Below are 12,078 nucleotides of genomic sequence, written 5' to 3'. Positions count from 1 at the left end.
GCCGATCGAAGCTACTCAAAACCGATCACCTCCGCGTGGAGAGGCGATCGGCCCGAGACGGAAGGGGGCGCCGGCCCCACCGTCCCCTTCCAACAGGAAACGTCCTGAAGGAAGGCTCGGGCGGGACCGACCCTGGGCATCGCGCTGGTCGAGACGCCCTCGGCTGCTTACGGGTCAGCCGACGGCGCCCGTCATGGCGGGCAGGTAACCCTCGGAGTGACCGGCCTTGTTGGGGTGGTAGGACTCGTTGATGGGAACGGTGGTGCCGTTGATCCACGGCTCGTCGGCGCAGACCCGGTTGCCCTCGAAGCCGCCACGCACGTCGACGTAGGTCAACCCCGCCGCCGCCACACGGTCTTCGATGCCGCCCGCGAGGACATCGGCCATCTGGTTCAGCCTCTCGCGCTTGGTCTCGCCGATGCTACCGACGCCGCATGGTCCGAGCTCGAACAGGCTCGGGTAACCCAGGACCACGACCTGTGCCTGGGGCGCGGCCTCGGTGATCGCGGCGTAGGTCTGGTCCAAAAGGCCGGGCAGTACGTCGCGGACGTCGTTCTCGGCCTCCTCGCCTCGCTCGTCACAGGCGGCGTCGCTGCCGGTGCGGCAGGTGGTGATGACGTCGGCGAATCCGACGTCGTTTCCGCCGATGGTGATGGAGACCAGGTTCGTTTCCGGGGTCAGGGCGGATATCTGGTCGTTGAGCACGTCGGTGGTGGTGGCTCCGGCACAGGCGACGAAATCGAAGGAACCGGGCGCGTGGGAGGCGGCCCAGAGCTCGGGAAAGGCCGAAGGCCCTCGCTTGCAGTCACCGGAGTCGTCGTAGTCGCGGGTTCCCAGACCGGAGGAGTAGGAATCACCGAGCGCGACATAGTTGATTTCGGCGGTTTCCGCCGACACGGGTGCGGCGAAGATCAGGGGGATGAAGGCAAGGCCGGATACGGCCGCCAAGGCACGACTGACGGACAAGGGGGTCTCCGCTCGATGAGGGGGATCGGGGGCTGATAGTGCGGGTGTCGTGCGATATCAGCGCTGGCGAAGAACGGGGAGTTGGCCAGTGCGATATCGATTGAATGGTCGGGGATAATGAAATGAACATCGGAAGTTTGGGGGCAAACTACCGACCGGGCTCATGATTCCTCATGGGATTGCGCAATGACAAGACCTACTGGCATTGACTTACACGGCGCGGATCAGGACGACCGGAAGAACCCTGTCAGAGGAGGGTGGGGGTGATGGGGCAGGAGACCCCGGAGGCCCAGAGGACGGAGACCGGGGGTTCGGGTGGTGGGGTGACTCCGGCGGCGGACAGGAGGTTTCCGTCCAGGTGGAGCAACTCCGCCTGATGCAGGGGCCAGGGGCGGTGGCTCACGCGCACCCACCAGGTGCGGCCCACATGGCGGGTGTGCAGGCCCCAACGGGCGGTGAGGAAGTGCTCCAGTCGGCTCGGATCGGGTAGGGGATCGCCGACTCGTAGGCTCCAGGAACCGGAGGCCATGCCGGGGAAGCGACGGCGGACCGCACCGGCGCGCCGGCCGTCGGGTCCGCTGCGCAGGGATACGTCCGACCAGGTGTAGGGCAGGCCGGACAGGCTACGGGCGGCCGCGACCACGGGGGCGGAGTCGGCGTCCATGGTCAGGAAGACCACCCCGCGTCGCCCATGTTCGTCCACGGAGTACAGGCGCACGTTGACCTCGGCGAAGGCGCCGGCGGGCACGCTGCCCAGGGCCAGGGTGCTGGGTACGCGGAAGGCGACCAGGCCCACGTAGGTGGACCCATCGAGGGTGTCCGGGCCGGTCCCGGCCGGGAGCAGGTGCGCCACGGCATCGGGTTCCACCCGCCAGTGCACGAAGGCGACGTCCACCCAGGCCTGCCGCAGCGGTGCCGGGCCCGGCATGGGTGGAGGCAGGTGGGAACGGGCGTCCCACCGGCGGGTTCGAGTGGCCGTCTCCATACGACACATCCTGCCTTGTGGGGAGGGCGCCGGGGCTCCCGAAGGGTTCGTGTCCGTATGCTGGCCGGCGGTCCGGGTGACCACTGAGCGGCTCAGGGTGGACCGGGTGGAGGCCTCCGCCTCCGAGTTGAAGGATCTCGTCGAAGGAGCCCGATGGAGTTCACCGGCCTCAGTGCCTTTCCGCTCACCCCGTTCACCTCTGAAGGCGAGGTCGACGAGGCCGCGTTCGTGGGTCTGGTCGACCGCCTGGTCGCGGCCGGGGTCGACTCCATCGCCCCGCTCGGGTCGACCGGTTCGTACGCCTACCTGAGCCGGGAGGAACGCGCCCGGGTGGCTCGGGTGGCGGTCGAGGCGGCGGGGGACGTTCCGGTGATGGTGAGCGTCGGGGCGGCGCGGACCCGGGACGTGCTCGCCCACGCCGAGGACGCGCAGGCGGCGGGGGTTTCGGCGGTGCTGCTCGCACCGGTCTCCTACCAGCCGCTCACCCCGGAGGACGTGTTCGGGTTGTACGAGGAGGTGACCCGGGAACTGTCGGTGCCATTGGTGGTCTACGACAACCCCGGCACCACGCGTTTCACCTTCACCGATGACCTGTACCGGGCCGTGGCGGAGCTTGCGGGGGTGGCCTCGATCAAGATCCCCGGGGTACCGGTCGATCCGGGGGCGGCGAGCGAGCGGGTGGGAGGCTTGCGAGAGCTACTGCCCGAGCACGTGACCATCGGGGTCTCCGGCGATCCGTTCGCCGCGACCGGACTGAACGCCGGGTGCGAGACCTGGTATTCGGTGATCGGTGGAACCCTTCCCGAGGCGAGCCTGGCGATCAGCCGCGCCGCGAGCGCGGGTGACGCGGCGGGCGCGGTGGCGGCCTCGGAGCGGTTGCGGCCGCTGTGGGACCTGTTCGCCGAGCACGGAAGCCTGCGCGTGGTCACCGTGGTCGCCGAACACCTGGGCCTGGTGCGTGGGCCGAGCCTGCCCTCCCCCATCCGTGGGTTGTCGGGACGGGCGCGGGCGAGGGTGGTCGCCGTGGTGGAGGAATCGGGGTTGGAGGGGTAGGGGCGCCTCACATCTCCGTGCGCGGTCACGACCCCGGCGGTACGGTCTCGTCTTCGTGACGAAACTCTGACCGGAAACCGTTCTCCGGCCCGGTTCCGGTGGGCCCGGTCGACGCGTTTCACCGCCCGCGGGAGGCGGTTCGCACTGGCATAGGGTGTGGCGGCGGGTTCGCGCCGCACGCCGGTCCCCGGTCGTTCCCGCGGTCGGACAGGACGCGAAGGACACGGAACGAGGTGGCAGGGTGGCTCGCTGGTTCGGCGGACGCTGGAGGAAGAAGGCCGATCCCGGGGAGGTCGCGGAGGCCTCGGGTGCGGCCGATTCCGCCGGGCGGTCCGCTCAGGGCCCGGAGGATTCGGGGGACCTCGAACCCGCGTCCGTACCGCCCGGCCTCTACGACGGGGCCGACGAGTTGATGGATCGGGCACACGCCCACCTGGACCAGGACGAGTTCGCGCGGGCCGAGATCCTCTTCGACGCGGCCGCGGACGAGTACCGTCGGGCCACCGAATCCCTGGGCACGCGTCGGGCCTCGGGCGAGGTCGTCTTGAAGATCGCCATGGCGTCGCGGACGCGCGGCAAGGCGCTCATCGAGCTGGGCCGTTTCGAGGACGCGGTCAACGCGGGGGCGGAGGCGCTCGCGCTGCTGCAGCAGTTCATCCCCGACCAGGACTTCGAAGCGCTGATCCGGGACGCCCCCGAGCTCGCCGACAACTACGCCTCGACCCTGGACGACGTGGTCGTCGCCCGGGTCAACGCCACGGTGCGTGCGGCGCAGGAGGAGCGGGCCGACCCCGAACTGCTGGAGGAGACCCTCCTGCACGCGAACGCGGCCCTGACCGTGCGCAACCTTCTACTCGACCGCGACGCGCCCCGGACCTGGCCCGGGTTGGCCGGGGCCCTGGTGTCCTTGGGGCACCTGGAGATGCTGCTGGGCGACGGGGGCAAGGGGGTGCCGAGGGTGACCAGGGCGAACGCGATCCTGCTGAACGTGGATTCCACCGACCCGCTCAAGCGCAGGGCGGCCGAGGCCCTGCGCGCCGCCGAGGGCCTCTACCCGGAGATCCTGAACGAGAACCCGGTGCCCACGGACCCGCGCGAGGCCCTGTGAGCACCCACCGATCCTGAGCCGCCGGTCGTCGACAGGCGTGCGGGTCGTCCACGGGCGGGTCGGTGTGGCCTGGCGGAGGGCTGGGCCGACGTGCCGGGACGTGCTCACCCTCGCTCCGGCCGCTCGCGCCCCCTCGTCGCGGTCCCGCCGTCGTCGGGACGAAGGCGAGCGCCTTCGACGTCGACGTCGGGCAGCGCCCGGTCCAGCCACTTCGGTAGCCACCACGCCGCCTTCCCGAAGAGGGCCATGACCGCGGGGACCAGCGTCATCCGGACCAGGAAGGCGTCCACCAGCACACCGACCGCCAGGGCGAAGGCGACCGGCTGGATGGTGGTGTTGTCGCTGAAGACGAACGAGGCGAACACCGCGATCATGATGACGGCCGCGCACACCACGACGCGAGCACTGGCCCGGAACCCGGTCACGACGGCGTGGCGCGCGTCGCCCCCGTGCACGAAGTCCTCACGCATCCGGCTGACCAGGAAGACCTCGTAGTCCATGGCCAGCCCGAACAAGGTACCGATCAAGACGATGGGCAGGAACGACAGCAACGTTTCGGTGGGGGTGACGCCCAGCAGGTCGGCGCCGTGGCCCCACTGGAAGACCGCGACGGTGGCGCCCAGGGCCGCACCCATGCTCAGCACGAAGCCCAGCGCGGCCTTGACCGGGACCAGGATGGAGCGGAAGACCAGCATCAGCAGGATCAGGGCCAGGCCCACCACGACGATGAGGAAGAGGGGCATGGCCTCGGAGAGGCGTTCGGAGGTGTCGATGCTGGTCGCGGTCGCCCCTGTCACGGAGATCTCGGCGCCGGTGCCGTCCTCCCAGCCCGACCGGGCGTCGCGGATCTCGTGCAGCAGGTCCTCGGTGGCCACCGCCGAGGGGCCCTCGTGCGGCACGGCCACGACCATGGCGGTGTCCTCGTCGTCGTTGTGGAGCGGAGGCCGTACCTCATCGACGCCGTCGAGGTCCTCCAGGTTTTCCCGGACCCGGTCGGCGTCGTCGGTGTCCGGCGATTCCACCACCACCAGGAACTGGGCGTTGTACCCTTCCCCGAACTCGTCGGTGATGATGTCGTAGGCCCGATGCTGGGTGCTGTCGGGGGCGCTGGACTCGTCGGTGGGCAGGCCCAGTCGCATGCCCAGGAGCGGGAGCATGGTCAGGCCCAGCACGACGAGCACGGCGACGGTGATGGGCAGTGGGTGTCGGGTGATCACGCCGGCCCAGCGGGAGCCCAGGGTCGATTCGGCGGTCAGGGCTCGTTGGGCACGCCTGCCCAGGACCGGCACTCGGCCCGTGTTCAGGTGGGATCCCAGTAGGCCCAGGATGGCGGGGAGCAGGGTGAGCGCCACCAGGACGGCGAAGGCCACGGTCATCGCCGCGGCCACACCCATGACGGTCAGGAAGGGGATCCGCACGATGCCCAGGCCCAGGAGCGCGATCACGACCGTGATACCGGCGAAGGTGACGGCGCTGCCGGCGGTACCGATGGCGCGGCCCGTGGATTCCTGAGGATCCATGCCGTCGGAGAGCTGTTGGCGGTGGCGGGCCAGCACGAACAGGCTGTAGTCGATGCCCACGGCCAACCCCAGCATCAGCGCCAGTAGAGGGGCGGTGCTGGTGAGCTCCAGGACTCGGGAGAGCGCGTAGAGCAGGCCCATGCCGGCGCCGGCACCCGCCAGGGCCATGAGGAGGGGGATACCCGCCGCGACGATCGCCCCGAAATTGACCACCAGGACGATCAGGGCGACCACCAGACCGACGCCCTCGCCTCCCTTGACACCGGCGACCTGTGCCGCGGTGATGGACTGTCCGCTGTACTCCACGGTGAGACCGGAGGCCTCGGCCTGGGACCCGCTGTCGAGCAACTCGTCCACGACCCGGGGCGGCACGCTGCCGTCGGGGTCGGTGAACTGGACGGTGAGCAGGGCCGTGCTCTCGTCCTCGGAGACGACCGGGATCTGTTCCCAGACCTGTTCGTCGAGCTCTTCATCGGCCTCGGCGGGCAGGTCGTCTTCGGTGATGGCGCGGTCGACCTCGGCTTCCACCCGGGGGCGGACCTGGTCCTCGTCGAACGCGGGCGCTTGGGCCCGGACCTGTTCGCGCGCCTGTTCCTCGGCCTGTTCCAGTGCGTCGTCACGGCCGGGGGCGCCTTCGGGGAACTGCGCCTCCACGGCGGAGCGCGCCTGTTCGACCGCCTCGTCCTCGGCGTCAGAGAGCTCGGAGTCGTACTCCTGACGGGCCTGACGCATCCCCTGCTCCACCATCGTGGCGCGCAGTTCGTCGCTCTCCAAAGCGGTTTCGTGGCCCTGGTCGTGGAGGTCGAAGGGGTCGGTGACCGATTCGACTCCGTCGAGGTCCTCGATGTGCGCGGCGGTGGCGCGCACGGCCTCCTCGTAGGTGTGGGAGGTGACCTCCTCTCCCTCGGGTGCCTGGAGGACGACGGTGGCCTGCCCTCCGCTACGTTCGGGAAAGCGTTCCTGGAGGGCGTCCACGGTGTCCTGGGATTCGGTACCCGGGATGGAGAAGGAGTCGGAGACGGGGGCCCGGAAGACGAACGCGGCCGTGCCCAACGCCGCCACGAGCACCACCCAGGCCAGGACCACCGACCATCGGTGCCGGTAGCAGAACTTACCCAGGTGGTAGAGGAACGTGGCCATCGCGCTCGACCTTTCGTGAGTGGGTGGTTCGAACGTGCGTGATCCGGCTACCTTCGATTTTCGTCGCCTTCCGCGATGAAATCCTCACACCGGGTGATGGATTCTTGTGTTTCGTGGGGGGCGTGTCGCCCGAACGCACTGCGGGAGGCCGATTCGGGAGCGAGGAAGCAGGAGGTTCCGGGAACACCGGCGCCGACACCCACCGCCCTGACGGTGTACGCGGGGTGAGCAACCGGTGAACGTCGCCGGGCGGCTCTCCCCCGCTCTGGACACCGTCCGTCCCACCGCACAAGGATCGGTTCCCTGCCGGGCCACGAGCACCGAAGGCCCGGTATGGCAGGAGGATCCGCGGGTTCGGGAGGGACCAGGGTGAGCCGACCGACAGGCACACGGTGGCGGCCGGCCCACACGGGGCTGGTCGGCGCCCTGGCCACGCTGGTGGGTGCGGGCACCGCCTTGCAGGAGGTGCCCGGGCTGTTCCCGGAGGGCGCCGGGGTGTGGGTCGCGTTGTCGGGGTTGCTCGGCACCGCGGCCGCGGTCACCGGCCAGACCCTCCTGGAACGTGCGGATCACGCGCGGGCACCCGAACCGGATCCGATGTCGCGGCCACGACTGCGTCCACGGTTGCCGCCGCCCACCGACCACTTCACCGGGCGCGACGAACTCATGTCCGAACTGCCGGCCCTGTTCGACCGTTTCCCCCGACCCGGCGCCCGGAGCCTGGTGGACCGCTTTCCTCGTCCGGGTCGGGGAAACGACTCACGTGGTCCGTTGGTCATCGCGATCACAGGTGAGGGCGGCACCGGCAAGAGCGAGCTCGCGGTGCAGATCGCCGACCGGGTCGCGGACCGTTTCCCCGACGGGAAGATGGAGTTCGAGCTGTACGGCGCCGCGCCCCAGGGCCCGGCGGGTGGCCGCTCACCGCGAGCGCCCGAGGAGGTCCTCGCCGAGATGGTCAAGGAGATGGGCCGGCACCCCACCGAGGACGCCTCGTTGGAGGAACTCAAGGGGATGTGGCGGACCGCGACCGAGGAACGCCGCCTGCTGCTGGTGTTGGACAACGCCAAGGACCACAAGCAGGTCGAGCCGTTGCTGCCCGGTGGGCGAGGATGCGCGGTGCTCGTCACCGGCCGCACCACGTTCGCCGGCGCCGACCGTTCCATGGTCCAGCATCCGCTGGACACCCTCAGCGACAAGGAGGGGCTGGAGCTGATCGAGCGGTTGGTCTCGGCCTCGGGGCGCGCCCTGACCGAGGAGGACCGGGCGGCCCTGCCCGGGCTGGTCGAGGCCTGCCATGGTCTGCCGTTGGCGATCCGGCAGGTGGGAACGCAGATCACCCGCAGCAACTCCACGAGCGCCGCCGAACTCCTGACGGACATGCGCGAGTCGAGATTGCTGCCCGGGCTGTCCTCCTCCCTGGCCTTCGGTCTGCAACAGTGCGAACCCGGGGAACGGCTGCTGCTGGGCCGGTTGGCGGGCGCCGGGCTGACCACCTTCACCGCGTGGGCGGCCGCCGCCCTGATCGACTCCGACGAGGAGGAGGCCATGGGCATGTTGGAGAACCTGAGCGACCGGTATCTGTTGACCTACCTGTACCGCAGCGCCGGGTTCAGGCGCTTCCAGCTGCATGACCGGGTCCGGGCCACCCTGCGGGGCGAGGGCCCGAACCTGTTGGGGATCCCCGAGGAGGAACGGCCGGACTGGTCGGCGGAGCGGCTCAAGATCGCGGAGCGGCGGTTGTTGGCCGCCTACGCGCGCCGGGCGGAGGCTGCGGCCCGGCGGGCCGCCCCGCACGAGTGGAACGTGGGTGTCGCGCCCGCCGATCCTTCCGAGCCGGTGGACCGCTCCCGTATGGTCCCCGCCCCGGACGACCCCCTGGCCTGGTTGGAGTCCGAGCGACGCGGGTTCGAGGTGTGCTTCCAAAAGACCAGGCCGGGCCGGACCGGTGAGCCGGTCGACCCTCGGCTCATCGTCCACGGTCAACGGTTGCGGCGGGCGTTCGCCGTGCTGTGCCGGACCGGGCGCAGACACTGGTCCGCGATGCGCGTCGCCACCCAGGAGGCCACCGTTCTGGCCCTGGAGTCACAGGATCCGTCGGCCTACGGTGTGGCGTTGCTGGAGCGGGCCGAGGTGGCGGGCGGGCACGGGGACCACGACACCGGGTACGAGCGGGCGCTGACCGCCCTGCACGTGTTGGAGGGGGTGGAACCGGCGGTGGATCCGCGCCGGCTCGCGCGGGCGCACCGGGCCATCGGGGTGAACCTGTACCGCAGGGGCGACCTGGACGACGGGCGGGACGAACTGGAGGTGGCCAGGCGGATCTTCGAGGAGCACGACGATCCGTGGTGGACGGCGCGCACCTTGTGCAACCTGGCCGAGGTGGACCGTTTCCAGGGTCACCTGGAGCGGGCCTACGAACTGCTCTTCCAGGCGGAGGCGTTGATCGCAGGTTCGCGGGACCTGCCCGAGTTGTCGTCGCGGGTGCAGTTGCAGCGCGGTGAGGTGTTGCGGCTGCGCGGGTTCACGCTCAACGCCTGGTTCGTGCTGTCCGACGGGTTGGAGCAGCTGAGCCGGGCGTCGAACGAGTACTGGTACCGGGCGCGCTTCCTACGTTCGTTGGGTCAGTTGTCCACTCTGGAGCTCAATCGGGAGGCCGGGGAGTGCGAGCTGTTGCTCGCGCCGTGGCGTGCGCGGGATCGCAGGTCGCAGGCGCGGGACCCGCGATGGCGGGCCCGGCAGGAGACCAAGGTGCGCGCGCTGTTCGTGGAGGGGTACCCGGAGTACGCGGAGCGTTGCGCCCGGCCCGAGCCGTCGCGGTGGCCGTTGGGGCGGGCAGGACGGTTGCGGGACACCTGGAAGGTGGAGCGCCGGATCGAACGGTTGCGCGAGGCCGAGCGCACGTTCGAGGAGATCGGTGATGACTGGGGGCGGTGGCGCACCTGCCTGGTGTTGGGCGAGGCGCTGCTGGACCACGGCGGGGGCGACGGCAAGGAGGAGTTCCTACGGGCCGCCCGGGGGTTCGAGGAGCTCGGCGACAAGTGGTGGCACGCGCGGGCGCACCGCCGGGCCGCGGAGTCGTTGCGGCGGGCCGGTCGGCTCGCGGAGGCCGAGGAGCTGGCGCGGGTGGCGATCGAGGGGTATCGCGGACTGCGACATCGGTCGGGGCGGCTGCGCGCGACGATCCTGCTGGCCGAGATCCTGGCGGTGCCCAACCCGGTGGCGGCGTGGCGGATCCTGGACCAGGCGCGGGCGATCGCGGAGGAAGGGGTGCTCTCGGGGGACGTCCCGGAGTCGCTGCTGCGGGAGATGGAGCGGTTGTCGCACCGGACCCGGGCGTTGAAGGAGGCCATCGAGAGCAGTCGGCCGAGTTGACGCGACCAGAGCGCGAACGGCTCGCTCTCAGGGACGCCAACGCAGGTGGACGTCGGGTTCGCGTTCCTCGTTGCGGGCGCCGTCGGTGCGTTCGACCTCGTCGAAGCCGTGCCGAGCGTAGAAGCGCAGCGCGGGCTCGTTGACCTGGAAACACCACAGGTCCAGGCCGTCGGGTCGCCGTTCCTTGGCCAGGTCCGCGAACCGGTCGCCCAGGCCGCGACCCCGATGATCGGGGTCCAGGTAGAGCTGGTCGAGGTCGGACCCGTCCAGCGCCATGACGCCCACCGGCCGTCCGTCGTGGGTCTGCGCCACCCAGGTCTCACAGCCGGGCACGACCACGGCCGCGAACCAGGCGCGCACCTCGTCGTCGGTGTGCGCCCGGGACACGGTGGGCAGTGCGGCGGCGAAGGATCGCAACCACAGGTCGGCGACCACACGGGCGTCGTGGGCGGTCGCCCGGCGCAATGTCTCCATGCCGAAGATGATCCACGGTCACGGGCCCGGGCGCACCGGGTTTTCCCGTGCCGTCTGTCGAGGCCGGAAGAGATGTTCGGGGCCCGCCTTCCGAGGGATGAGGAAGGCGGGCCCCGTTCCGGTGCGGGTCAGGCCTTGAGCAGGTCCTCCACACCGGTGTCCGGAAGGCTGATGGTGACCTGGGTGCCCCACGGGTCCTTGGCGGAAATGGACCGGCCGTCGTCCGCGAAGCCGGTGCCCTTGGCGTTCAGGCGGGCGACCAGCGCGTCGAGGTCCTCGCGGGCCGGCACGGTGACCGCCACGTCGCCCAGGCCCAGGCGCGAGGCGCGCGGGCCCACGCCCCGGCTGTTCCACGTGTTCATCGCGACGTGGTGGTGGTAGCCGCCCGCGGCGGCGAACAGGGCTCCGGGGTAGCTGCCCACGGTGGTCTCGAACCCGAGGGTGTCCACGTAGAAGTCGCGGGCCTGATCGATGTCGCCGACCTGCAGGTGGACGTGGCCGACCAGGCCGGGCAGGCGGGGCGCGGAGTCCACGACGGTCTGGTCCAGGTGTTCGCGCAGGAAGGCGTTGGGGTCCAGGTACTCGGTGGCCATGCGCAGCTCGCCGCCGGGGGCGTAGCTCCACTGGGAGCGCGGACGGTCGATGTAGAGCTCGATGCCGTTGCCCTCGGGGTCGGTGAAGTAGAAGGCCTCGCTCACCAGGTGGTCGGAGGAGCCGACGAAGCGGCTGCGGCTGTCCTGGGCGGCGCGGTAGACCGTGGCGGCCAGGCTCTGTCGGTCCTCGAAGAGGAAGGCGGTGTGGAACAGGCCGGCCTCGCGGCGGTCGACGGCGGGCAGGTCCGGGGTGGAGATGAGCCGGACCATGGGTGTGGTGCCGCGGCCCAGGACCCGGTGGACGCGGCGGCCGTTCGCGCGCTCCTCCACCGGTTCGAGGGCGAGGGCGTTCGCGTAGTAGGAGCTCATCAGTTCGAGGTCGCCCACGTGCAGGGTGACCGCGTCCATCGCGGTGTTCGGGTTGAGGACTCGCGCGATGTCGTTGTTCTGTCGGGTCGTCGCGTTGGCGGCCATGACCTGGTTCCTTTCCGCAGGGGTCCGGGTGGTGCCTCGTCGCCCCACTCACTGATCACAGCATAGCTTCCCAGGAAGATATTTGCCAATAGCTTGAGGGTTCAAATATTTCGTGGTGGAGGTGCGCTTTCCATAGGAGGCCCTGGCAGGGGGCTCAGACCGGGTCACACACCGCGGAAGGCGGCCGCCTTCCGCAGGCGTCTGGCGGCCTCGACATCGGGGACGAACCCGGTCACGGGCTCCTCGGTCAGAGGGTTCCCGCGAGAACGGCGCGCATGGCGGACAGGACCGGGCTCCACTCGCAGTAGGCCTGTCTCGTAGTAGGCCTGGAAGCCGTCCCGACACCCCGGAACCGGCCCGACCGCCTCGCGACATCGGGCCGGTCCCCTGCTT

At 70.4% G+C, this 12,078-nt stretch carries 8 protein-coding genes; 3 read left to right on the top strand and 5 right to left on the bottom strand.

What is annotated here, in order from left to right; all coding sequences use genetic code 11:
* Positions 1-174: 174 nt before the first annotated feature.
* Positions 175-966: an SGNH/GDSL hydrolase family protein gene (locus tag ACWGSK_RS26175; protein ID WP_358507330.1), complete on the bottom strand. Its 792-nt coding sequence runs from the start codon at positions 964-966 to the stop codon at positions 175-177.
* A gap of 247 nt (positions 967-1,213) precedes the next feature.
* The gene (locus tag ACWGSK_RS26170) at positions 1,214-1,951 is read right to left on the bottom strand and encodes a DUF2071 domain-containing protein (RefSeq protein WP_358507328.1); all 738 of its coding nucleotides are present in this window, start codon (positions 1,949-1,951) and stop codon (positions 1,214-1,216) included.
* Between the two features lie 153 nt (positions 1,952-2,104).
* Here ACWGSK_RS26170 and ACWGSK_RS26165 point away from each other — a divergent pair, with 153 nt between their 5' ends.
* Positions 2,105-3,004, top strand: a complete 900-nt coding sequence (locus tag ACWGSK_RS26165) for a dihydrodipicolinate synthase family protein (protein ID WP_358507326.1) — start codon at positions 2,105-2,107, stop codon at positions 3,002-3,004.
* Between the two features lie 241 nt (positions 3,005-3,245).
* Positions 3,246-4,112 carry a tetratricopeptide repeat protein gene (locus ACWGSK_RS26160; RefSeq protein WP_452457046.1) on the top strand — a complete coding sequence of 289 codons (867 nt, stop codon included), beginning with the start codon at positions 3,246-3,248 and terminating at the stop codon, positions 4,110-4,112.
* A 104-nt stretch (positions 4,113-4,216) separates the two neighbouring features.
* Here ACWGSK_RS26160 and ACWGSK_RS26155 read toward each other — a convergent pair whose 3' ends face one another.
* Positions 4,217-6,772 carry an MMPL family transporter gene (locus tag ACWGSK_RS26155; RefSeq protein ID WP_452457045.1) on the bottom strand — a complete coding sequence of 852 codons (2,556 nt, stop codon included), beginning with the start codon at positions 6,770-6,772 and terminating at the stop codon, positions 4,217-4,219.
* Positions 6,773-7,141: 369 nt separating this feature from the next.
* Here ACWGSK_RS26155 and ACWGSK_RS26150 point away from each other — a divergent pair, with 369 nt between their 5' ends.
* A complete protein-coding gene (locus ACWGSK_RS26150; RefSeq protein ID WP_452457044.1) occupies positions 7,142-10,144 on the top strand; it encodes an NB-ARC domain-containing protein in 3,003 nt (1,000 codons plus the stop codon).
* 27 nt (positions 10,145-10,171) lie between these two features.
* Here the strand turns inward: ACWGSK_RS26150 and ACWGSK_RS26145 are convergent, their stop codons facing one another.
* Positions 10,172-10,618, bottom strand: a complete 447-nt coding sequence (locus ACWGSK_RS26145) for an N-acetyltransferase family protein (RefSeq protein ID WP_452457043.1) — start codon at positions 10,616-10,618, stop codon at positions 10,172-10,174.
* Between the two features lie 128 nt (positions 10,619-10,746).
* Entirely contained in the window at positions 10,747-11,685 is a 939-nt protein-coding gene (locus tag ACWGSK_RS26140) for a VOC family protein (RefSeq protein ID WP_358507316.1), read from the bottom strand.
* Between the last annotated feature and the right edge of the window lie 393 nt (positions 11,686-12,078).

Source organism: Nocardiopsis sp. NPDC055551 (assembly GCF_053619415.1).
The sequence above is the reverse complement of the archived record's forward strand: the minus strand, read 5'-3'. Positions and strand labels throughout refer to the sequence as shown.